We start from the raw sequence: 23,739 nt of genomic DNA on the forward strand, positions 1-23,739 counted from the left end.
CCGCGCGCAGTACGTAACGACTTCGCGCGCCGGGCTACCGCTGCCGTCATTTCCTGGGTGGTCAGACGGTCCTGAGCTGGGGATCCGTGCGTGGCTATTGGCCCAGGGTGTCGGCGTTTTGGCCCGCTCACCCCGCGGGGCCGAGCGAACGTGTCACGCTGGAGTGATGGCTGGAAAACGAAACCCCCGTCGCGCAGATCTGGTGCTGTCCGGCGGGGGCGTCAAAGGCATCGGACTGGTCGGTGCCGTCGGTGCGCTGTGCGACGCCGGCTACGGGATCGAACGCATCTCGGGCACCTCGGCGGGCTCGCTGGTCGGGGCGGTCGTGGCGGCTGCTACTCAGGCCGGCGGGATCAGCGCCGACCAGCTGCGCGAGATCGCCGTGAGTGTGCCCTACCGCAGGTTCCGCGACAGCGGCCCGATCGAGCGCATCCCGCTGGTCGGCACCGCCTGGGGTCTGGCGCGGGGGACCGGCCTCTACCGTGGCGACTTCGCCCATGACTGGATCCGCGGCGAACTCAAGAATCTCGATGTCAGCACCTTCGGCGACCTGGCCGTCGACGACGACCACCTGCCGTCCGAGCGGCGGTATCGGTTGGTGGTCACCGTGGCCGACCTGACGACGGGTCAGCTGGTGCGGCTCCCCTGGGACTACCGACGCCTCTACGGGTTGGACCCCGATGAGCAATCGGTCGCCGACGCGGTCCGCGCCTCCATGGCGATACCGTTTCTGTTCCCGCCTGTCACGCTGAAAGATGCTGCCGGCCAATCGTTCACACTGGTCGACGGCGGGGTGCTGTCGAACTTCCCGATCGACACCTTCGACCGACCCGACGGCGCCGTACCCCGCTGGCCGACGTTCGGCGTGACGGTGGTGCCCTACCTGCCCGCCCCGACCGTCCAACAGCTGATACCCGGCCTCCGGTTGCCCTGGAATGGGCCGACGCTGCTGGAAAGCCTGCTCACCACGATGTTGGTCGGCCACGACCAGACTCACCTCAGCCAGCCTTGGGTGAAGGTGCGCGCCATCCAGGTGGACTCCACCGACGTCGGCGTCCTGGACTTCGACATCACCCGAGCCGAGGCCGACGCGCTCTACGACAAGGGCTACGCGGCGGCCACCGAGTTTCTGAGGAGCTGGGATTGGCCGGCGTACCTGCGGCGCTTCCGCAGCGCGCACGACGCGACGTGACGCCCAACAGTCCTCAGTATCGCCGGCTCGGCGGAAGCGTAGTTTGCCGGCAATCTGTCGTAGGCGCCATCTAGCCTTGGCGGAGAGCGCTGTCAGGGGGCGGCACCGTAAAGCGGGTGGGGAACTGTGTCGATGAATGATGCTGACTATCTGAGACGTGGCGAGCAACGACCGGTCTCCGGTGGCACGGTGATCTGCCGATGAGCAGAAAAAGTTCGTCGGACGGCTCCAGCGTTGTCGGCGGCGTCATCTTCGTCGTCATCGTCCTCATCGCGGTGGTCCCGAAGCCGGTCTGGATCGCCCTCGGTGTCATCGTTGCGTTGACGGCCTTGACCTGGATCTTCTACCGCATCTCCGTGGCGGTGGATGAACGCCGAGCCGCCGAAGAGGAACGGCGGCGCGTCGAGCGCGCACAGCAGGCTGCCGCTGAGAAACGCGAGCGCGAGGAACGTGTGCGCAAGGCGAGGCAGCGGCGTATCGACACCCTCGGCAAACAGAACGCGGCACGCGTGGAATCCACATTGAGCGCGGTGCAGAAGGTCAAGGTGTCCGAAGCGGCTCGCGCGGGATGGCTCGGAGAGGTGGACTTCAGCGCCGACATCAAGAGCATCACGGAGAACTTCGAGAAGGCACACGCCCTGCGGGCGGTGACGAGCAAGCTGGCGGCCCTGGACAAGCCCAACGCCGACGACACGAAGATCTTGGCGGAGGCGAAGACGACGATCACGGCCCTCGAAGGTGCGGCGATCGAGCGGGTGACTCTGATCGAAAAGTGTGCCACCGAAGCGCAACTCATCGACAAATCGCTTCAGGCGGAACGCGATGATGCGCGTATTGCCGAACAGCGCGCCGAGCTGCATGGGAAGCTGAGCGGCATGCTGTATGGCATCGAGGCGGCACCTACCGCGGCGTCAAGCGATTCGGCTGCGGCCGCAGTGATGGCGCGTGTGCAGGCATACCGGGAGATCAAGAACCAGATTGAACGGGCCCGGGAGGGCGGGTGAGGACGGGAGAACCGTGACCACCCTCTGAGACGCCGCGACCGGCCAACGGCCGCCGAAATGGCCGAACGCCCACAGCGGTCCACTCGAAACCGGTAAGCATGATCTCTATGCGTGCAGGCACATATGTGGGTCGGGTCGGCGGTCTCGCGGTCGCATTGGGAATCGGTGCAGCTGTCCTGATCGGTGCGGGCGCCGCGGCGGCCGACGACGACACCGGGGCATCGCAGTCCCAGTCCTCGCAGTCCGCGAAGCCGTCGGCCCGCGAGACGGCGTCGGTGTCCGCCGGAAACGACGACGCCGGCCCCTCTGCGGACCCAGGGGACTCCTCGACGGCCGACACCAAGAAATCAACCGAAGACAACGCCGACGAGCGCGACGTCGAGGACACGACCGACGTACCCGTCGACGACGAGCCCGACGTCGACCCGGACGCCGAAGAGTCTGCGGCAGAGCCGGACCCGACCGATGTGCAGCCGGCCAAGGTCGTCACCGCCCGGCTCACCCGTACCGATGCTGTCACCGAAGACGACACGCCAGCCCCCGAAACTCCCACCGCCCCCGCCATCACCTCGCTGATGACCTCCGTCGCCGCGGCGGGCCGCGAGGCCACCCAGGAACCGTCCTCCGACCGGGCCACCGCCGACGCGCCGCACTACCCGATCCCGACCGACGTCGTCGTCACCGAATGGACCCCGCCGCTGGAATGGCTGCAGCAGATCCCGCTGTTCGGCCGCTACGTGATGACCCCGCTGGTCGGCCTGCTGCACAACATCCCACTCATCGGCGACGTCCTGCACCCGGTGTTCGGCTTCCCGATCGACCACGACGCCCCACCCGGCACGCCGCGGGCGCGCAGCTTCCGCGTGACGTCGTTCGACGGCACCCGGATCTTCGTGAACTTCATGCCCGCCAAGGGTCTGCAGGCCGGCGAGAGCGCCCCGACCATCCTGAACGGGCCCGGGGTGTCGCTGCCCGGCTCCACGACGTTGGAACTCGACGTCGACAGCCTGCTGCCCGACGACGTGATCGGCATCGGCGCGCTGCGCACGGCCGGCTACAACGTCGTCACCTGGGATCCGCGCGGCGAGTGGCGTTCCGAAGGCAAGATGCAGTTGCAGTCACCGGATTTCGAGGGCCGCGACGTCTCGCACATCATCAGCTACCTCGCCACCCTCGACGAGGTTCAGACCGTCAACGGCGACCCGAAGATCGGCATGGTCGGCGCGTCCTACGGCGGCGGCATTCAATTGTCCACCGCGACAATCGATCACCGTATCGACGCGATCGTGCCGACCATTGCGTGGAACAGCCTGGCCCATTCGCTGTTCCCCAATGGCGCGGTCCGCAACGGGTGGGGGAACATCCTGAGCGCCGCGCTGATCCTGACGCTGTCGCGGCCCAACGAGCGGGTGCTGCCGGCCACCATCACCGGCGTGCTGACCGGCAAGGTGGCGCAGTCCGACCTGGACCTGTTCGAATCGCTGAACTTCGCCGACCGTCTCGCCGACATCACCGCCCCGACGCTGCTCATCCAGGGCACGGTGGACACCCTGCTGCCGCTCTCGCAGGCCGACCTGAACGCCAGGGCGCTCATCGCGGCCGGCACGACGACCAAGGTGGTCTGGTACTGCGGCGGGCACGGCACCTGCCTGAGCAGCGTCAACAACGGTGACGTCGTCGTCGGCCGCACCCTGGACTGGCTCGACCGCCACGTCAAGGGCGAGGACATCGACACCGGCGCCCAGTTCGAGTGGGTCGACCAGCACGGCGACTGGTACTCCTCGGACACCTATCCCGCGCCGCAGGACCTGACGCCGATCACCGCGCAGCGCACCGAGGACCAGTCGATGCTGTACTTCCCGTTCGTCGGCGGGTCGGGGCCCAACCCGTTGATCATCACCCGCGGACTGATCGCGACGCTGCTCGGTCTGCCCTCGGGAGCGCCGGCGGTCAACGCGGTGAACCTGAAGGTTTCCGCGGCCTCGGACGTCGGCGGTGCGACGACGCACGTCGTCGGGGCCCCCGAGGTGACGCTCACGTATTCGGGCACCGGCACCGCCAAGCACGTGTGGGCGCAGATCGTCGACGACGAGACCGGTCTGGTGCTGGGCAACCACACCACGCCGATCCCGGTGCAACTGGACGGGAATTCGCACACCGTGACCGTGTCGCTGGAGCAGGTCGCCCACACGCTCGCGCCGGGGCAGACGCTGACGGTGCAGATCGTGACGTCGTCGTTCGCGTTCCTGAACTTCTACTCCGGCGGGGCGATCACCATCGACGAGCTCAGCGTGCGCCTGCCCACCCTGGCGGCCTCGGGGGCCGCCCAGACCGTCGCGGCGTAGAACCGGCGGGCGGTACAGCGCGAGCAGGTCACTGGATATCATCCCCGGTGACGGAGGGGAGGACGTCGCGATGACCGTCACCGCGGCCGAGACACCGCGCCTGGCCAACGGGGCCGAGCGCAAGGTGTGGCAGGCCCTGATCGATCAGCTTGAGCCCGGTGACCTCGTCATCCCGGGCAAGCGGGTCACCGACCATCTCAAGGACCACGAGATCGATTTCTTCGTGGCGATCGAAGGTGCGGGGATCGTCTGTATCGAGGTCAAGGGCGGGGAGGTCTGGCACGACGGGCACAGCTGGTGGCAGAAGCGTCGCGGCCGCGAGGTGGAGATCGACCCGGTCCGTCAGGCCCGTGAAGCCTGCTACGCGCTGCGCAGTTTCGTGGAGAGCGACCCCCGCTGGACCCAGGGCAGGCTGCGCTGGGACCACGTCGTGGTCTTACCGACTACCGACCTGCCCGAGGACTTCGCGCTGCCCGAGTGTCCCCGCTGGAAGGTGATCGATCGCACCGATCTGGCCGACATCGCCGCCAAACTGCGTCACATCCTGCTCAGCCAGGAACTCGACCGGCCCGTGCTGACCCAGGCGGGAATCGTGCAACTCGGCGAGTCGCTGAGCGGGCGTGGTCTGCCGCAACGCAGTGTCGTCTCCCGCGCGCTGGAGAACGAGGATGCCGCCGACGTTCTCACCGAGCATCAGTCGGTCATCCTCGACGCCGTCCGGCTGCTGCATCGCGTCGAGGTCCGCGGTGGTGCCGGCAGCGGCAAGACGTTCCTGGCGATGGAGCAGGCCCGCAGGCTGGCCCAGCGAGGCCTGCGTGTGGCGTTGGTGTGTTACTCGCACGGGCTGGCGTCATATCTGGAGCGCATCACCGAGACCTGGAACCGCCGTCACCGCCCCGCCTATGTCGGGGAGTTCCACGATCTCGGTAGGAGCTGGGGCGCCCCGGACGGCCCCGACGAGTCCCTGCGGACCGCGGCGACCGTCCAGTTCTGGGAGCATGATCTGCCTTCCCAGATGACTGAGCTGGCAACGCAACTCGTCGAGGGGCACCGGTTCGACGCGATCGTTGTGGACGAGGCGCAGGACTTCGCCGATGCCTGGTGGGATCCACTGCTCGCGGCGTTGAAGGACGAGGAGACCGGTGGGCTCTATGTCTTCACCGATGAGGGCCAGCGGGTGTTCAACCGTCACGGCTCACCGCCGGTGCCGCTGGTTCCACTCGTGCTGGACCACAACCTGCGCAACACCCGCCAGATCGCCAATGCGTTCCAACCCCTGGTGGACCACCCGATGCGGTTTCTCGGCGGGGAAGGACCCGCGGTCAAGTTCGTGCCCTGTTCACCATCGGAGGCGATGGATGTCGGCGACGACGAGGTGGAGATGCTGCTCGAACAGGGTTGGCGCCCTGAGGATGTCGCGTTGTTGACCACCGGCAGTCGGCACCCTGAGCAGCGTGAGCGTCAGGCCGCGGGCAGTGCGGCGTACTGGGACAGCTTCTGGGATGCCGAGCAGGTCTTCTACGGCCACGTCCTGGGCTTCAAAGGTCTCGAACGCCGCGCGGTCGTGCTGGTGGTCAACGAACAGTCCGCGTTCGACCGCTCCCGGGAGCGTCTGTACGTCGGATTGTCGCGCGCGCGTGACCAACTCGTCGTCTGCGGTGACCCCGAATTCCTGCGCGACGTCGGGGGACCAGATCTCGCGCGTCGGCTCAACATCGGCGATGCTTGAGAACTGTTTTGTCCCGATAAGCCATTGTTCGCTCGGAAGCGCCGACACATTCCCCTGGGGATCCGGCAGCCCTTTCCTGCGGTCCCGCAGTCGAATCCACCGCGTTATGGATCCGCAGCCGCCCCCGGCGCATTACCGTCGGTAGTAGCGCCGAGATAAGGGGAAAGACAGGGTCGGTGTTATGCCCGCGTCTATCTCATTCACGATTGCTTGATCGCGTCCAGCCTCTTGATAATGCCCTTGAACCGCTTGTCGTCGACACTCAGGTAGAGCGCGAGCGAACCCAGATCCACCGGGCCGGTCGCGTGCTTGAGCACCCGCGGGAGTGCGTTCACGACATCGACGAAGTCGGCGATGAACTGCTGGATGCTCGCTACCGGACCGTGGAGCACCCGTGCCAGGTCGGCGGCGATCTCGGCACAGTCCGACCGCACGTGCAGCGCTCGCGCGCGTTCCGACAGTTCCAGGAACTGCTCCAGGAAATCCATCAGGCGATTCGCGATGTGCTTGATCGCCTCCGGATCCGCGTCCTCGTCGCTGCGCCCGGAGAACGACCCCATGAATGCCGGTGCGGCCATGAACGCGTCCAACTGCCTTACCGTGGTGAGCATTTCGTCGACCATGCTCACTGCCATGTATCGGAACGCCCGCGGGGACAACGTCACCCCGCCCGAACTCAGCAGCATCGGGAACCCTAGTTCGCTGTCGCGCAGCCGAGACTGCAGCGGTGCCGCCCGCTGCACCAAGGCCGACACGAACACCGCCTGCTCCCAGCCTCGGGGCTTGTCCCGCACGAGTGCGGCCAGCGCGGTCGGTGTGGTCGCCAGCCGTGCGATCGTCGGATCGTCGTCCGCGTCGTCATCCACGTCGAGGTCCGGGGCGTCGGCGACCGTGTTCATCGCCGCGGCGCCGTCCTCACCATAGATGGCCCGCTTGTCGCCGAGCAGCGTCCACAGCTTCTGCCGCTCGGCCTGACGCGTCCTCTCGAACTCCCGGTGGTAGGCCTCGTCGGCCTCCAGCTCGCGGTCCTCTTCCATCTTCTTCGTGATCCAGTAGATGGCGGCGAACAAGGCCACCAGCACCGCCCCGCCGACGAACCACCAGATGTACTTGATCACGAACCCGACCGCCAAAAGCAGCAACAGGATGGCGCAGAACACTGAGCCGTCGCTCGGCTGCGAACGGGCCACCGGAACCCCTACGCCGTCCGCGCCCGGTTGAACTCACGGGAGAACGTCGCCGCCAGGTCCTCAGCGCGGCGGTGATACTCCGCACCGTCAAGAGCGTTGTCGCCCAACGCGTACCGCGACGCCAACCGGGCCAGCGCGTCGGCGCCCTCGTTCAACGGTTCACCGCGGTGCCCGCGTACCCACCCCAGCGTGATGCGCTCTCGCTCCTCGAAGATCATCTGCTGCGCGCGCACCAGACCGGGCGTCTTACCGCTCTCCCGGAACACCTGATAGCCCTCGGGAAGCACGAAATCGCCTGCCTTCCAGCGCATCGCCATCCCGATCGCGATCTTGCTGTCGCTGAGCACCGTGATGTCGCGACCGCGCAGCCTCTGCACCGCCGCCCCGATCGCCCGCAACTCCGCGACCAGCACCACCTGCGGGCCGATCAGTTTCTGCGAATGCCGGAACCCCTGCAGCCCGTACTCACCCGTATCCGCCAGCCAGCCGTAGCCGGTGTAGCGGCCGCGCACCGACCCGTCGGTCGCGACGCATACCGGCGGCCCGGGCACCGTCACCTCCCGCAGCCCCGCACACGCGCGGCGCACCAGCGTCTCGTCCGACAGCCGCGGCCGCTCGATCCACACCCCCGGGATCAGCAGCGCGACCTCGTCGCGCAGCGCCCACAACGCGCTGCGCACCGGCACCTGCACCACGAACCGGATCCGCCCCGCGTCCGACCCGTCCCGGATCCGGCGGATCACGTCGAGCACCGCGGTGTCGACCGACTCGGCCTCCACCGTCCCCGACCACCGGTGCCCCTCGGCGCAGGCCGAGTACGCGAACACCGACCGGCCGCGCCCTCCGACGGCCACCGCCACCGACATCACCGGCCGCGGCCGCGCCGGCACGATGTCGATCGGTCGAGAACTGCCCCCAGGCTTAGGTGCCATCTCCGTCTCCTCCCCAGGTTGGATCGTGGAGCGTCACTGTAGGAGCGGGCACCGACAAGTTCCGGTGGTCGCCGTCGGTCAGCAAATCGCGCCCAGAGCGGTGGGGGTGCCGCATCGCTAGGCTGGGTGGCAGCGCGCGGCGTAGGAACACGCACGGAGCAGCGCCGCCGACGGGTTAAGGATCGACAAGCATGCAGGCCGACAGGGCACAACCACAGGTCATCGACGCGACCGCGCCCGCGACGGATGCACGCCTGCGCCGCAGGCTGCTGCCGGCCCTGATCGCGGCGCCGTTCGCGCTGCTGGCCGTCGTCTACCTCGCCGACCTGGTGTACAGCAAAGACCGCGTGGCGCGGGGGACGACCGCGGCCGGGGTCGCCATCGGCGGGATGACGCTGCGTGACGCCGAGCAACTGCTGCGCGCGGCCGTCAGCCCGCGCATCACCCGGCCGATCCCCGTCACCGCCGCCGACCAGCGTGCCACCATCGACCCGGAGCCCGCCGGGCTGTCCGTCGACTGGACCGCCACCGTCGAGCAGGCCGCCGCCCAGCCGCTGAACCCGCTCACCCGGCTGACGTCGCTGTTCACCACCCGGGAGATCGGCGTCGTCTCCACCGCCGACGACGCGGCGCTCACCGCGGCACTCGATGACCTGGACGCCCGCATCGAGCGGGACCCGGCCGAAGGCACCGTGCGCTTCGACGGGGACGAGCCCGTCGCCGTCTACCCGGAGAACGGCCGCCACCTCGACGTCGACGCCGCCGCGGCACTGCTCAAGCGCGACTGGGCCGCCGGCACCACCATCGACCTCCCCGTCGTCGAATCGGCGCCCCGCACAACGGCGTCCGACGTCGATGCCGCCGTCGCCGACCTCGCCGCGCCCGCGGTGTCCGGGCCGCTGATCATCACTGGCGACGACGACGCCCGCGCCACCATCGGAACGGCCGTCATCGCCAGCGCCCTGACGTTCGAAGCCGAGGACGGCGAGATCACCGCCACCGTCGACCGCCACGTCCTTGCCGAAGCGGCGCGGCCTCAGTTGGCCGAGTCGGAGATCCCGGTGCGCGAGGCCACCATCGACTTCGCCGCGACACCGGCGCAGAAGGTGCCGTCGCAGGACGGCCGCCGCATCGACTACGACGAGACCCTCCTCGACGTGATGGACGTGCTGACCGAGACCAGTGACCGGGAGCTCGAGGCCGTCTACGTCGACGACCCGGCCAGCTTCACCACCGCCGACATCGAGGCGCTGGGCCCGGTCGAGGTGATCGGCGAATTCCAGACCTCCGGTTTCTCCGGAGCCTCCGGCGTGAACATCAAACGTGCGGCCGGGGCTATCGACGGCATCGTGGTCGCGCCGGGGGAGACGTTCAGCCTCAACGCTGCCACCAACCCGCGCACCGCGGCCAACGGCTACGTCGAGTCCGGCATCATCCTCAACGGCCGCCCCGACACCGGCGTCGGCGGGGGCGTGTCCCAGGTGGCTACGACGCTGTTCAACGCCGCGTACTTCGCGGGTCTTGAGCTCGTCGAGCACCAGGAGCACAGCTACTACATCAGCCGCTATCCGGCGGGCCGGGAGGCCACCGTGTTCGGCGACGAGATCGACGTGAAGTTCCGCAACGACGGGCCCACCCCGGTGCAGATCCAGACGGTGTGGACGTCGGGGTCGATCACCGTGCGAATCCTCGGTATCAAGCGCTACGAGGTGTCCTCGGCGCAGAGTCCACGATCGAAACCGACCAGCCCGCGCACCATCACCATCCCGGCCGGCGAATCGTGCAGCGCCAGCGGCGGCGCACCGGGATTCACCATCACCGACACCCGCACCCTGCGCGACATCGCCACCGGCGACACCCGCACCGAATCGCACACCGTGCGGTACGACCCGATCCCGAAGGTGGTGTGTGGGGGCTGAATACGGGCCGTGCGTGCGGCAGTCACGCCATTCGAAGCGTCTCGATCGGTTGCCCCGTGATGTCAGCGATCAGGCTGAAATCCTTGTCAACGCTGAGGACCGTCAGCCCGGACATTTCCGCTGTGGCTGCGATCAACAGGTCGGGAATCGACGGTGCCCGATGCTGTCCGCGGTCAGCCAAGTTGAGTTGTATCTCGCGGGCGCGATCCTCGATGGCCGGCGTGACGTACTCGATCGGCATGAGCACCAAGGGCGGCGACATCACTTCGGAGTGCGCCTCCGCTGCTGTGCGGAACGAATAACCGATTTCGAGGCGGGTCACCGTGCTGATGCGGACCAGTCCGCGTTCGATGCGCTGCATCCAGGTATCGACGTCGGGTGAGTCCGCGAGCCGCGTGTACGCCGACTTATCGATCAGCCATGGCCTCACCGCCACGCTCGGTCCATCACCTCGGGGTTATCGAGGTCGGAGGCCGCGCGCGCCGCGCGGCGGAGATCGTCGATCGTCAACCCACGGCGAGGTTCGCCGTGAGGGCGTTCGGCCTCGAAGCGTCGCCTGAGGTACTCCTGCCGCGACAGGCCCTGTGCCGCGGCGGTGGCGTCGATATGAGCCACGGCGGCGTCCGACAAATCTCTGATCAATATGTCTGCCATCCGACTGACCTCCCGATATCACTGATATCGTACGCGGTTCTGCGCGGGCGACGCGGTGGGACGGTGTGATAGTCGGCGATTCCTGGCAGGAACTTGTCGCCGCGCCTCCCTAGTCTCAAGGTCGTGGACTATGCGGCCCTGACCACACTGCGCGAGCGACACCCCGCTTGGCGCCTGTTGCGCGCGGGTAATGCCGCGCTGGTCCTGTCCTTCCTCGGCCAGTTCTTCGTCGAAGGCAACCGCGGCGCATGCTCCGCCAGTGCACTCGCCGACGCCCTGGACGACCACCTCTACGCGCTGAACACCGACGAAGTGCGCTACCCGAAACAGCCCCGAGCCTATTTGGAGGACTGGGCCGCCGACGACGCGGGATACCTCAGGCGGTTCTACCCGCCCGGCGATGACGAGGTCCACTATGAAGCGACCCCGGCATTCGAAAAGGCCTACGCCTGGGTTAACAGCCTACGAGCCAGATCCTTTGTCGGTACCGAATCCCGGTTGCACACGGTGGTGGCGTTGCTGCGTCAGATCGTGCAGGGCACCGAGACGGAGCCCGAAGTCCGGCTGGCCGATTTGCGTCGTCGTCGCGATGAGCTCGACGCCGAAATCGCGGCGGTCGAGGCCGGGCACGTTGCCATCCTGGACGCCACCGGAATTCGCGACCGCTATCAACAGCTGTCGACCACCGCGCGCGAGTTGTTGTCCGATTTCCGCGAGGTCGAGGAGAACTTCCGCCTTCTGGACCGGGCGGCTCGGGAGAAGATCGCCTCCTGGGATGGATCAAAAGGAGAACTGCTGGCCGAGCTGATCGGCAGTCGCTCCGAGATCGCCGGCTCTGACCAGGGGCGCAGCTTTCAGGCATTCTTCGACTTCTTATTGTCCGAGCAGCGCCAAACCGAGCTTGCCGACTTGCTCGCCAAGGTGACCGCCCTGGACAGCGTCGACGCCGACGAGCGGATCAGGGGTATCCACCACGACTGGTCCGAGGCTGCCGACCGCGCGCAGCGCACTGTTCGCCAAATCTCCGAGCAGCTTCGTCGGTTTCTTGACGACCAGGTATGGCTGGAGAATCGGCGGGTGCTCGATCTGGTGAGGGCGGTTGAGGCCGCTGCCCTTGATGTTCGCGACACCCCGCCGTCGTTCGGCCTCGAGGTCGACGAACCGGGAGTCGATATCGCCCTGCCGTTCGAGCGCCCGCTCTACCAAACGCCGGTCGCTGTGGCGGTCGAGAGCGGTATCGCCGATGGCACCGACCATGTCGACGCCGACCTGCTGTTCACCCAGACCTACATCGACCAGATTCGGCTGGCCGAGACCATCCGTGCCGTTCTGCCCGAGAACTCGTCGGCGTTGCTGTCCGACGTCATCGCTGTGCATCCCATCGAACAGGGTGCCGCAGAGATCGTCGGTTATCTGGCTCTCAACGACGACGAGGTCAGCATCGACATGGATGACACCGATGAGACAGTGCTGGACTATCCCGACCCGGCCAATCCCGACGTCATCAAGCGCGCCCGCCTACCGAAGGTGACGGTGCGACGGCGCGGGAGCCGACGACCATGAGTAACGACCGTGCCGTCGCGTCGGCCATCATCAGACTCATGCAGGGCGTCGTCTACCGGACATCCGACGAGGACACCTGGCTCACACTGGAACGGCTGGGTGCCGGCGTCCGCGACCACTTCTCGACCATCGGCGTCGACGTCGTGATCGACGACACCGAGGGCTACGCGTACCTGCGCACACGTCCAGAAGACGACAACGACGAGGCGTTGCCGCGACTGGTGCGCAGGCGCGCCCTGACCTACAACGTCAGCCTGCTTCTGGTGCTGTTGCGCAAACGACTCGTCGAGTTCGAGACCAGCGGCGGCGAGGGCCGCTTGGTGTTGAGCACCGAGCAGATCGTCGAGATGCTGCGGCTCTTCCAGGCCGACTCCACCAACGATGCGCGCGTCGTCGACCAGGCCGAGACCACCATCAAGAAGGCGGCCGAACTCGGTTTCCTGCGTCAGCTTCGGGGCCAGCGCGACCATTGGGAGGTAAGACGCATCCTCAAGGCCTACGTCGACGCCCAGACTCTGAACGATTTCGCTTCCAAACTTCGTGAATACGCCGGAGCGGCCTCCGATGAATGAACCACCTTGCGATGCAATCCAACCCGGCGCGGGATACCGACTCCAGTCCGCCGAGGTCTACAACTGGGGAACGTTCGACGGCCATGCCTGGCGGTTCACCCCCGGCACCGACACAGGGTTGCTGACCGGCGACATCGGATCCGGAAAATCGACGATCGTCGATGCGCTGACCACCATGCTGGTCCCGGCGCACAAGGCCGCCTACAATAAGGCCGCCGGCGCCGACGCCAAAGAGCGCACACTGCGCTCCTACGTCGAAGGCCATTACAAATCCGAGCGCAACGAATCCACCGGTAGATCGCGCCCGAAAGGTCTACGGGAGAACAAGCGCACCTACTCGGTGATTCTCGGTGTGTTCCGCAACCACGGCTACGACGAGACAGTCACTCTGGCTCAGGTGTTCCAGCAGCGTGAGAGCACCGGGCAGCCCTATCGATTCTTTGTGACCGCCACCAAGGAACTGTCCATCGCGACCGATTTCGCCGATTTCGGCACCGACCTCCGCGACCTGCGCAGGCGGTTGCGTGGTGCCGGGGCCGAGATCTTCGATGAGTTCCCGAAGTACTCCACCTCATTGCGTCGACTGCTCGGTATCCGTTCTGAGCAGGCCCTCGAACTGTTCCACCAGACCGTGTCGATGAAATCGGTCGGGAACCTGAATGATTTCGTTCGCGACCATATGCTCGAACCCAGCGATTCAACGGAGCGTGTCCGCGAAATCATCGTTCACTTTGAGGATTTGACGAAAGCTCACGACGCCGTCAAACGCGCCCGCGAGCAACTCGAGGCGTTGCAGCCGATCGTGGATACCGCGGCGAAATACGACGCCACTCTCACGGAACGCGCGGGGCTGGAGCTCGAGCGCGCGGCGGTACGCCTGTTCATCGCCGAGTTGCGCTCCGGATTGCTTGCCGACGAGATCACTCGGCTGGAAGCCGACGGCGCGTCGCTGATGACCCAGTTGGACACCGCCGAAGCCGAACAGCGAAGGTTCGGCCACGAGCGCGACTCACTGATCGAGGAGCGCGCCAAAGCGGGCGGAGACCGGATCGGCGAGCTGGAGCGACTCGCCGCTGATGCCCGCGGGGAGGCGAATGCGCGAAGCCAGACAAAGGCATTGTTTGACGCCGCGGTGGCAGAGGCCGGCCTCGAGCCTGTCGCCGACGGTGACGCGTTCGCCGCCCTCGGCGCCAAGGTCGCCGCCGAACGCCTCCAGCTGACCGATGCGAAACGTGACCTCGACATCGCGACAGTCGACGCGATCGGTCGTGAGCGGGAGCACCAACGCAGATGCGACGCGATCGCCGGGGAGGTAGCAAGTCTGGAGCAGCGCACCGACAACCTGCCGCAGGAGCAGGTGATGGTGCGGGCCGAGATGTGCGCGGCGCTGGGGTTGACACCGGAAGACGTGCCTTATGCCGGTGAGCTGCTCGATGTCCACGACGATCATGCGCAGTGGCGGGGTGCCGCTGAACGCGTGCTGCGCGGGTTCGCGTTGTCGTTGCTGGTGCCGCAACGGCATTACGACGCGGTCACCGCTTGGGTGAACGGGCGCAGGCTCTCCTTCGGCGGCCGCGGGGCAAAACTGGTCTACGAACGCGTCCCCCAGTATCGGGTGCGACTGCAACCGACGGCACACGACGGCTTGATGCTGGCCGACTGCATTGAAGTCCGAGACGGGCAGTTCGAGGAGTACCTGCGCGCCGAGCTGATGAAGCGCGCCGACTTCCGCTGTGCAGCAACGCTTGATGAGTTCCGCGCCGAGCGTCGCGCGGTCACCCGCGAAGGCCAGGTGCGTTCGGGAGACCGTCATGAGAAGGACGACCGTCACCGAGTCGACGATCCCAGGCGTTGGGTGCTGGGCTGGGTCAACGAACGCAAGATCGCCGCGATGCGTGCCGAACTGGCCGAGTTGGAAGCCCGACGGGACGACGCGGCGGCCGAAGCCGCACGGTTCGTGAACGAGCGCGACGCCGTGCAGAGCAGACTGGAAGCGTTGCGCAGTGTCGAGGGGTTCCGATCCTGGAGTGAGATCGATGCCGAAGAGGCACAATCACGGGCAGAATCCTATGACGCGGAACGAATTCGGATTCAGGCCGGATCGACCCGACTGGTGGAGATCACGCAGGCGCTTGAGCGCAACGCCGGCAACGCCGCCGCGGTGGCTGATCTGATCAAGAAGCTCACCGGCACGTTGGCGACCGCACAGACGAGAATGAATCAGGCACAGCAGGAGCAGAACCGCGACGACGCGTTCGTCGCCGCGCAAGCGCCGGATCAACGAGAGAAGGCCCGCGCGTCGTACCCGGCTCTGACTGCACGACTGGCGGATAACCCGCCCGCCCACCCCGCGGACTGCGCCACCTCCGAGTCGGCATTGTCTGAAGACCTGCACCGGCGTATCGAGAGATTGTCCGGTCAGCTCAACGGGCACGCGTTGAACCTGACCCAGCACATGACGGCGGTCCTGAACCGATGGCAGGAACTGCGGGCCGACATGGACGTCAATGTCGAATCCCGAGCAGACTTTTTGGCCTTCCGGGAGCGGGTCGCCACCGACGACCTGCCCCGGTTCGAAAGCGAGTTCAAAGAACAGCTCAACAAGAACGCCATCCAAGAATTGGCAGGGTTCAACAACTGGTTGGGCCGGCAGGCGACCGCCATCGACGAGCGCGTCGGCCGAATCAACGAGGCCCTGGGTGCGGTGCCTTACAACCCGGGCCGATACATCAAATTGGAAAAGGAACCGACCAGCAATCAGGATGTCGCGCAGTTCCGCTCGGATCTCCGCAGCCTCACCAACGACGCACTCACCGTCGACGGCGACCAGTATTCCGAACAGCGATTCCTGGACGTGAAGCGGATCATCGAGCGCTTCCGGGGGCGCGACGGTTACGCAGAGTCGGACAAGAACTGGACCCGCCGCGTTACCGACGTGCGAAACTGGTTCGTGTTCTCGGCCTCCGAGCGTGATGTCGACACCGACGTCGAGTGGGAGCACTACAGCGACTCCGATGGCAAGTCCGGTGGGCAGAAAGAGAAGCTGGCCTACACCATTCTCGCGGCCTCGCTGGCCTACCAGTTCGGACTGGAATGGGGCGTCGAACGATCCCGCGACTTTCGCTTCGCTGTCATCGACGAGGCATTCGGGCGGGGCTCCGATGTATCCACACGGTATGCCCTCGATCTGTTCGCGACACTGGGATTGCAGCTGCTGATCGTGACCCCTCTGCAGAAGGTGCATGTCATCGAGCCGTACGTGAAATCGATTGGGATCGTCGACAATCCGACTGGAACCTTCTCACGGTTGCAGACGATGACCATCGAGGAATACCGGGACCGGCGAGACCGGCCACGACGGTGAGTTCACCTGGATGGACCACGGTCGGTGACATCGTCACAAGGCTCAGGCGGCGGTGGGACGACGGCTCGCTGCTGACGGCTCACGCCAAGGACGAACCGTTCGGGCCGGTTGACGTGCCGCTGCGCGGTCCCGCGCCGGCTGCGATCGGCGATGACATTGCCGCTGTACGGGAGTGGGTAGCCGCATTGGATGCCGGGCGGCGCAACGATACCTGCTACGAGCTGGAGTGGAAATCAGTTGGAGGCAGGAAGATCGGCCGCAACGAACTACCTGCCCGAGCGGTGCTACGTCGACGCGACCAGGTGTGGGCCCTACTCGGCGTGACCGAAACAGTGCGTCGTTTCGACGACCTTCTGGAGGCGTCCCGTCCGCAACCGCGGGTGCGGGAATGGATCACTGAGCATCCGCACCAGGCTCTGACGTTGACGCCGCAGATGCCGCAACTGATCGCCGCGTACGAATGGCTCGACATGCACCGGGAGTCGCGCCGCTATCTCCGTGAGATCAGCGCGCCTGGAGTGGACACCAAGTTCGTCGAGCGACACCGATCGGAGTTGGCGGCCATGTTGGGGGTCGCGGCGTCATCGTCGGGGTTCCTGCGCGAACTCGGCCTGCGGCCCAAACCTGCTCTGGTCCGGTTACGGCCGTCGCCGTCGCTGGGCCTGCCCGCGGCGCTCACCGAACTGGCAGTGCGCGCTGACGAACTCGCCCGACTTCAGATGCGGCCGCGGGTTGCGGTCATCGTCGAAAACGAGATCAGCTACCTGAGCGTCGATGTTCCAGATGGCGGAATAGTCCTGTGGGGTAAGGGCTTCGATGTTGACAATATCGGCCGCTTGCCGTGGCTGCGAGGTGCTGAGGTCGTCTACTGGGGAGATATCGACACCCATGGATTCGCGATATTGGACCGGCTGCGGGCGTGGCTGCCGGCGGCGCGGTCGGTGTTGATGGATCGGAGGACCCTGATGGCGCATCGCGATCGGTGGGTGACAGAAGAGCGGCCAGCGAGGTCGGCGCTTACGCGCCTGACGCCCGAAGAGTCGAACCTCTATACGGACCTGGTGGAGGCGGTCGTGGGTGACCGGGTGCGCCTCGAACAGGAGCGCGTCGATTGGAGCTGGGCCGAGGAGCACCTCCATGGGACCGTGTGATGCGCGGGCCCTTGCGCCTACACGCGTGCGGTGCGGATAGGGTTCCCGCCATGCCTTCTGCGGGACCGTTGTCCGGAGTGAAAGTCGTCGACCTGACCGCCGTCGTCGCGGGGCCGTACTGCACTCAGATGATGGCCGACATGGGCGCCGACGTCGTCAAAGTCGAGGCGCCGCAGGGCGACAACGCGCGCTACATCTCCGTCGGCCCCGAGCCCGGGCTCAGCGGCGTGTTCACCAACGTCAACCGCGGCAAGCGCAGCGTCGTGCTCGACTTGCAGACCGAGGTCGGCACGCAGGCCTTGCGCGCGCTCATAAAGCAGGCCGACGTCTTCATCCACTCGATGCGTGCCGCCGCGATCGCCAAACTCGGTTTCGATTATCCGGCCGTCGCCGCGCTCAACCCGTCGATCGTCTACACCAACTGCTACGGCTACGGCCGCAGCGGACCATACGCGGCCCGACCCGCCTACGACGACACCATCCAGGCCGAGTGCGGACTGGCCGCGGTGCAGGAAGAGCTCACCGGCACAGCCGGATACGTCGGCTCGATCATGGCCGACAAGGTGTGCGGATTGACCGCGCTGAACGCGACGATGATGGCGCTGTTCCACCGGGCCCGCACCGGTGAGGGCCAGGAAGTCGAAGTGCCGATGTTCGAGACGATGGCGGCGTTCATGTTGGTCGAGCACGCCAACGGCGCGATGTTCGACCCGCCCCTGGGGCCGGCGCTGTATCCCCGCACGGTCGCCCGCAACCGCCGCCCCTATCAGACCCGTGACGGGCATATCGCCGCACTGATCTACAACGACAAGCAGTGGCACGCGTTCGTCGATGCGGTGCAACCGGATTGGGACACCGACCGCTACGCGACGATGGCCGCCCGCGCCGCCGACATCGACACCGTCTACGGCCTGATCGGCGATGTTCTCCGCACCCGGACCACCGCGGAGTGGTTGGCGTTGTTCGACGAACTCGGCATCCCGGCCTCACCGTTGCGCAGCACCGACGACCTGTTCACCGATCCCCACCTCGAGGCCGTCGGCTTCTTCGAAACCGTGGAGACCGAGCACGGTCCTGTGCGTTTTCCCGGTGTCCCGACCGGCTTCTCCCGCACACCGGGGCGGGTGCGGGGCCGCGCGCCCCGGCTGGGGGAGCACACCGCCGAGGTGCTCGCCGAGATCGGCGTCGCGCCGACGAATTAGGCTGTGATGCCGAGAGATTCGTGCGTCACCTGGGCGGGCAGTACGTCATGTTCGCGAGGACGACGTAATCCGCGGCGCTTTCCCAGTCCAGATCAGAGTTGGCAGCCAACACCAATGCGACGACGCGCGAATGCGGCGTGCCGAGGTCGAGTTCGCGGCAGATCGCGTATGCGCCCTGGATGGTCGTGTACGAATTGAAGACCGTGATCCCCACCTGCTGCAGCCGGTTGAGAAACGCGGCATCCTGGGGCGCCGCGCCCGCGGGTGCGGCGAGGCCCACCGCCGTGGTCACCGCCAGCCCCGCGATGGTGCCGAGCATTGTGGAGATCTTCATGTCATCCCTGTATCCGCAGCCGTAGACGGGCTGGCAAATGTCGTTGACCCGGGGTCTTTCGTTGCCGGAGGCGTATCTGCGGGCAAGCGTAGCTCCGATGTGTGACAACGCCCAGCCCTTCAGGACGCGGCCCCCAGCGAAGGTTGCACACGGAAGAGAACGGGACGTTGCGCGGCGCGATACGCCTCGGTGTGTAACGCTACGGCGAGTCCGTGCGACAGAAGACATCGCAGACACGGTGCAGGTTCACCGCGCCGCGCGGGGATCGGGGAGTTTCGGGCAGCGTCGCGCTGACGAGGGGTTGAGCGTGGCGGATGTGACTCATGGTGCAGATCGGGCAATTGATGCTTGATTGCCGCAATGTCGCGGGACATCCCCGATTCCCTTTGTCGGTGGGGAGGCGGATCATCAGTCGCAAGGCTGCCGCTTGATGCTTGAGGGCAAACAGTGCGCAGGTACGGGGGAGGCGCCGCGCATTGCGGGCGCACAGGTCGGGTAGGGGCGCAGGCTCACACCCGGGCGAGATTGCGGGGGATCGAGAATGAGTGGTGAGTTCGACGGAACACCGTTGGTGGTCTGCCCGCAGGGGCACGCCAACGCCTGGCATTACCGGTTCTGCGGGCAGTGCGGTTCCCCGATCGGAGCCGTGGCCTATCCCGACGACGGGATGGTCGAGTCGGCGTCTCCGAGTCGGCGCCGCGGGTGGCTGATCGGCGGCGTGGTCGCGGCGGTGGTCGTGGTCGCCGTCGCTGTCACGGCCGGAGTGCTGCTGGTGGGCTCCTCGACCGACGAAGCGGCCACGCCACAGGCCGGCGGATTCACGGCCGGGACGGCCAGTCCGGCCGGCATCGTCCCGGCCTGCACGACGGCGCCGCTGGTCCAGGCCGAGTCCGTCGACATGACCCCCGACGGTCTGACCGTCGCCGCCGCGTTCATGTCGCAGTGCCCGGGCGGCAACACCGAAGCCGCGTCGTCGGCGCGGATCACCGTCGCCGACGGTCAGCGCGACATCGCGGCAGGCCTGTTCGACTTCTCCGCGGCACCGGTGACGATGAAACCCGGCGAGACGGTCCGCCGCACGCTGGTGTTCCCCGCCGGGACGTACTGGCGCACCACCGAGATGTTCTCCGGTGCACCACAACTCGTCTTCCATTCCGGCGACGACAACGAGGTGACCAGTGCTTCGGCGACGTCGGGGTCGCAACGCGTGGTCGCGCACACGGTCGCCGAACCGGAACACGGCAGCATCGACGGCGTGGCCGAAGCGGTGTTGCGCGAACTGCGGGATGCCGACTACGCGTACGTCTCCGGGTCGCTCGCGAATCGCTGGATACCGCAGATCGGTGCGAAGAAGGCCGGCCTGGTCGTCGACGGCCGGACACTCACCAGCACCGACGTGCTGCGCAATCACCTTGCGCTGCGGGACAAGTACAACAACGTGCGGCTGCTGTCCTCGGGGCAGTGGACGACATTCAGTTCGGGGGACTTCTGGGTGACCGTCGTCGGGCAGCCGAAACTCTCGCCGGCCGAGGCCAATGCCTGGTGCGACGCCCAGCGGATTGGCGTCGACGACTGTTTCGCCAAGTTCGTCAGCTCGCTGTTCGGTGTCGAGGGCACCACGGCGTACCGGAAGTGAGTGGGGGCACCGAGATGAGCTTCTGTGTGTTCTGCGGCGGCGCGCTCACCGACGCCATGCACTGCAATTCGTGCGGCGCGGTCAACGTCGGCGGTACCTGGCACGAATCCGCGTACACGCCGTCGGGTGGGGCAGGCGGTGGTTGGCAGCCGGATCCGGCGGGCCGGCACGAGGGCCGGTACTTCGTCGGCGGCCAGCCCACCGATCTGGTCCGCGACGGCGGTGTCGAAGGACTCGACCCGATGGGCAAACAACAACTGGATAGCGTTGGTGCCGAGCCTGTTTCGGCCGCGAAACCGCACACGCGGCAACGCTGGATCGTCGTCGCCGCCGTCGCGGCGGTGCTCGCGGTCACCGGTGCCGGTATCGGGGCGTATGCGTACCTGACCCGCGACCGGACCACGGCCGACGACCGCTACCTCGTCGCGCTGAAGCAAACGGGGTACTCGGCGGAGTTCAACTCCGACGCGAACGCCGTCGCGCACGGCAAGCAGGTCTGCCGGACCCTCGAAGAAGGCGGACCCCAGCAGGGGATGCCGGCCGACGAAGTCGCAGTGCAGTTCTTCTGCCCAAAGTTCGTCGACGGATTCCACGTGCTCGAGACGGCGACCATCACCGGAAGCTTCACCCTCAACGACGAGGACCCGAACCCGTACCTCCCGGCGATCGAGGTGGACGGGTCGTCGTGCGTCGGCGCCGGCGGGTTCGCCGACGTCCATCCGGGGACGCCGGTGACGGTGAAGAACGGCAAGGGCGAGATCCTCACCACGACCTACCTCGAGGACGGTCAGGGCGGGCGTTTCCGGTGCACCTTCAGCTTCAGCTTCGAGGTCACCGAAGGGCAGGACCGCTATGTGGTGGCCGTAGGCAAGCGCGGGGAGTTGAGCTATTCGTTCGCCGATCTTCGGGTCGGGGGAGTGGCGCTGACCCTGGGCTGACCCGCCTCCAGCAACGAATCCGAAGCCGGAGCCGGCCTCGTCGGCGCGGCAACGGCCGCCGCGGAACCCGAAATCGCCCGTTTTCAAACTGTGACCTTCGACACAGTTTTTCAAGTGAAAGCCCAGCTCAGCGCTTGAGGCGCGACAAAGTCGCCTGTATGGCAAGGTCACAATACTTTTACGGTCTTGCTAATTTTTAGCTGAAACCCTCGCTCCGTATTAACGGGTAAGAAAATATTGACTCCCAACGTGGCTACGGGGTGGCCCGCGGGGGAAGGCTTTACATGAGTTATGCAAGAAACGTCGGGCGTGTTGGGGCGCTCGCGATAGCGCTTGGCGTCGGCATCGGGCTCGGCGCCGCGCCCGGCATCGCATCCGCCGACGAGACGGCTTCCAGCAGCGGTTCCGCCGGCGCCTCCTCCGCCGACAGCTCGTCGGCAAGCCAGTCCAAGAAGTCCTCGGCTGACCGCGGCGCCGACGACCGCGCCGACGACAGCGCCACCGCGAAGACGCCGAAGGCCGAGTCCGACGACGACGCCGAGTCGGAATCGCCGCGCCGGTCCCGCACCAAGCCGACGTTGTCCAGCGCCGGCCGTGGCGAGCGCGCGGACGACCCCACCGACGCTGCCCCCACCGACGATGCCGAGCCCGACGACGAACCGGTCGATGCCCCATCCGACGACGACACCGCGCCGGCCCCGGACTCCGATCCACCCGCGCCGGAGCCCGCCGACACCGTCTCGGTGCCAGTGTCCGACCCACCGGCGCCGACCCCGGACACCGCGACCGTGCCCACCGCCCCCGCGCAGACCACGTCGCTGTGGGTGCTGCTGTCCGCGGCGTGGCGCCAGCTCGGCCGCTCCGACATCGGTGCGACCCCGGCCAAACCCGCTGCGCCCCAAAAGCCCGGCGCCACCGCACCGGAAACCCCGGTCGTCCCGCAGGTTCCGGATGTCCCGGCCACCACGCCCGTCAATGCCGCGCCCGTCGCCGATCCGGCGGTCCACACCCCCGGCTGGTTCGGCTCCGTCTGGGGCCGCGTCAACGCCACCGACCCCGACGGCGACCGGCTCGTCTACCGGGTCGACCCCGCCGCCAAAGGTGCTGTGTCCGTGACGAGTTGGGGCCGGTTCAGCTACACCCCGACCGTTGCCGCGCGCCGAGCCGCGGGTGCCGCCGCCGCGACCGCGGCCGACAAGACCGACACCTTCACCATCACCGTCGACGACGGCAGCGGCAACGTCGTCGCCGTCCCGGTCACGGTCACGATCAAGCCGATCAAGACCCTGGGCTCGCGCCCCCCGACCGTTCCCAAGGACCGGACGCCCGCGGACGCCCAGAACCCGATGCCGCCGGCCGAGCAGGGTGAGGGCAGGATCGTCATCACCATCGGCGGGCTCGGCACCAGGCCGGAGGACACCGGCGACTACCTGCGGGGCTACGCGAAAGCCGAAGGCAACACCTGGATTCCGCTGGCGTATCCCGCCGCGGCGCGGCAGAGTTCGATCACCGAGGGCGCCGCCAACCTCGACCGGTTGCTGCGCACCACCGCCGGGATGATCGACGTGATCGCGATGTCGCAGGGCGCCCAGGTCGTCGGCGAGTGGCTGTCGACCTATGCGACCCTGCACGACGCGCCGCCCGCCGACCGGCTCCGGTTCACGCTGCTGGGCAATCCGGGTCGCGCGCTGGGCGCCAACCCGGACCGGATGGGCTGGAACGGGTTACGGATCGCGCTGACCCCCGAGAACACGGCGTACACCGTCCGCGACATCGCCCAGCGCTGGGACGGCTGGGCGAACTGGGAGAACTGGCCCAGTCTGCAGCGTATTGCCGAAGACGTGGTCCGCCTGTTCGTCGGGATGTTCACCGACCACTCGGGCGCCTACGACGACGTCGACGTGACCACGCTGCAAGTCCGCGCGGTCGTCGGTAACACCACGTACTACGTCGCGACCTAGAACCCGCCCCCGCAGGCCCAGAGCCTGCGCTGCCGCTAATACATTGCGCACAA

General features: G+C 67.0%; 18 protein-coding genes. 13 read left to right on the plus strand and 5 right to left on the minus strand.

Annotated elements, in window-relative coordinates; all coding sequences use genetic code 11:
• The first annotated feature begins 166 nt into the window (after positions 1 to 166).
• The 4 genes from BST38_RS21970 (at position 167) to BST38_RS21985 (ending at position 6,270) form a co-directional block, all read left to right on the plus strand.
• A complete protein-coding gene (locus BST38_RS21970) occupies positions 167 to 1,192 on the plus strand; it encodes a patatin-like phospholipase family protein (protein ID WP_083145601.1) in 1,026 nt (341 codons plus the stop codon).
• 200 nt (positions 1,193 to 1,392) lie between these two features.
• Positions 1,393 to 2,196: a hypothetical protein gene (locus BST38_RS21975; RefSeq protein WP_083145602.1), complete on the plus strand. Its 804-nt coding sequence runs from the start codon at positions 1,393 to 1,395 to the stop codon at positions 2,194 to 2,196.
• Between the two features lie 107 nt (positions 2,197 to 2,303).
• Entirely contained in the window at positions 2,304 to 4,541 is a 2,238-nt protein-coding gene (locus BST38_RS21980) for a S15 peptidase family protein (protein WP_083145603.1), read from the plus strand.
• A 70-nt stretch (positions 4,542 to 4,611) separates the two neighbouring features.
• Positions 4,612 to 6,270: a nuclease-related domain-containing DEAD/DEAH box helicase gene (locus BST38_RS21985; RefSeq protein ID WP_083145604.1), complete on the plus strand. Its 1,659-nt coding sequence runs from the start codon at positions 4,612 to 4,614 to the stop codon at positions 6,268 to 6,270.
• A 200-nt stretch (positions 6,271 to 6,470) separates the two neighbouring features.
• Here BST38_RS21985 and BST38_RS21990 read toward each other — a convergent pair whose 3' ends face one another.
• Both BST38_RS21990 and BST38_RS21995 read right to left on the minus strand, forming a co-directional pair.
• The gene (locus BST38_RS21990) at positions 6,471 to 7,460 is read right to left on the minus strand and encodes a hypothetical protein (protein WP_083145605.1); all 990 of its coding nucleotides are present in this window, start codon (positions 7,458 to 7,460) and stop codon (positions 6,471 to 6,473) included.
• Positions 7,461 to 7,468: 8 nt separating this feature from the next.
• Complete coding sequence (locus BST38_RS21995) at positions 7,469 to 8,392, minus strand: ribonuclease HI (protein ID WP_083145606.1); 924 nt, start codon at positions 8,390 to 8,392, stop codon at positions 7,469 to 7,471.
• A gap of 191 nt (positions 8,393 to 8,583) precedes the next feature.
• On the opposite strand from BST38_RS21995, the gene BST38_RS22000 reads away from it, so the two are divergent.
• Positions 8,584 to 10,311 carry a VanW family protein gene (locus BST38_RS22000; RefSeq protein WP_083145607.1) on the plus strand — a complete coding sequence of 576 codons (1,728 nt, stop codon included), beginning with the start codon at positions 8,584 to 8,586 and terminating at the stop codon, positions 10,309 to 10,311.
• 22 nt (positions 10,312 to 10,333) lie between these two features.
• On the opposite strand, the gene BST38_RS22005 is transcribed toward BST38_RS22000, so the two are convergent.
• Both BST38_RS22005 and vapB read right to left on the minus strand, forming a co-directional pair.
• Complete coding sequence (locus BST38_RS22005) at positions 10,334 to 10,747, minus strand: PIN domain nuclease (RefSeq protein WP_083145608.1); 414 nt, start codon at positions 10,745 to 10,747, stop codon at positions 10,334 to 10,336.
• Entirely contained in the window at positions 10,738 to 10,965 is a 228-nt protein-coding gene (vapB, locus tag BST38_RS22010) for a type II toxin-antitoxin system VapB family antitoxin (protein WP_083145609.1), read from the minus strand. The genes BST38_RS22005 and vapB overlap by 10 nt, the downstream gene beginning before the upstream one ends.
• Positions 10,966 to 11,088: 123 nt before the next feature.
• Here vapB and BST38_RS22015 point away from each other — a divergent pair, with 123 nt between their 5' ends.
• The 5 genes from BST38_RS22015 to BST38_RS22035 are packed head-to-tail and all read left to right on the plus strand — an operon-like array spanning position 11,089 to position 18,817.
• Complete coding sequence (locus BST38_RS22015; protein WP_083145610.1) at positions 11,089 to 12,528, plus strand: DUF3375 domain-containing protein; 1,440 nt, start codon at positions 11,089 to 11,091, stop codon at positions 12,526 to 12,528.
• Entirely contained in the window at positions 12,525 to 13,100 is a 576-nt protein-coding gene (locus tag BST38_RS22020; RefSeq protein ID WP_083145611.1) for a DUF4194 domain-containing protein, read from the plus strand. The genes BST38_RS22015 and BST38_RS22020 overlap by 4 nt, the downstream gene beginning before the upstream one ends.
• Positions 13,093 to 16,464: an ATP-binding protein gene (locus BST38_RS22025; protein ID WP_083145612.1), complete on the plus strand. Its 3,372-nt coding sequence runs from the start codon at positions 13,093 to 13,095 to the stop codon at positions 16,462 to 16,464. Before BST38_RS22020 ends, BST38_RS22025 begins: the two co-directional genes overlap by 8 nt.
• The gene (locus BST38_RS22030; protein ID WP_083145613.1) at positions 16,461 to 17,615 is read left to right on the plus strand and encodes a Wadjet anti-phage system protein JetD domain-containing protein; all 1,155 of its coding nucleotides are present in this window, start codon (positions 16,461 to 16,463) and stop codon (positions 17,613 to 17,615) included. Before BST38_RS22025 ends, BST38_RS22030 begins: the two co-directional genes overlap by 4 nt.
• 50 nt (positions 17,616 to 17,665) lie before the next feature.
• Entirely contained in the window at positions 17,666 to 18,817 is a 1,152-nt protein-coding gene (locus BST38_RS22035; RefSeq protein ID WP_083145614.1) for a CaiB/BaiF CoA transferase family protein, read from the plus strand.
• Between the two features lie 25 nt (positions 18,818 to 18,842).
• Here the strand turns inward: BST38_RS22035 and BST38_RS22040 are convergent, their stop codons facing one another.
• Positions 18,843 to 19,151 carry a DUF732 domain-containing protein gene (locus BST38_RS22040; protein WP_237160879.1) on the minus strand — a complete coding sequence of 103 codons (309 nt, stop codon included), beginning with the start codon at positions 19,149 to 19,151 and terminating at the stop codon, positions 18,843 to 18,845.
• Positions 19,152 to 19,692: 541 nt separating this feature from the next.
• Between BST38_RS22040 and BST38_RS22045 the strand changes: the two genes are divergently transcribed.
• From BST38_RS22045 to BST38_RS22055, 3 genes are all read left to right on the plus strand, one after another.
• Entirely contained in the window at positions 19,693 to 20,787 is a 1,095-nt protein-coding gene (locus tag BST38_RS22045) for a hypothetical protein (RefSeq protein ID WP_083145615.1), read from the plus strand.
• 14 nt (positions 20,788 to 20,801) lie between these two features.
• Positions 20,802 to 21,725, plus strand: a complete 924-nt coding sequence (locus BST38_RS22050) for a DUF732 domain-containing protein (protein WP_083145645.1) — start codon at positions 20,802 to 20,804, stop codon at positions 21,723 to 21,725.
• Between the two features lie 284 nt (positions 21,726 to 22,009).
• Positions 22,010 to 23,686 carry a PE-PPE domain-containing protein gene (locus tag BST38_RS22055; RefSeq protein WP_110781855.1) on the plus strand — a complete coding sequence of 559 codons (1,677 nt, stop codon included), beginning with the start codon at positions 22,010 to 22,012 and terminating at the stop codon, positions 23,684 to 23,686.
• The last annotated feature ends 53 nt before the right edge of the window (positions 23,687 to 23,739 follow it).

Origin of the sequence: Mycolicibacterium parafortuitum (genome assembly GCF_002086815.1) — a bacterium.
In the GTDB taxonomy this organism is placed as follows: Bacteria; Actinomycetota; Actinomycetes; order Mycobacteriales; family Mycobacteriaceae; genus Mycobacterium; species Mycobacterium parafortuitum.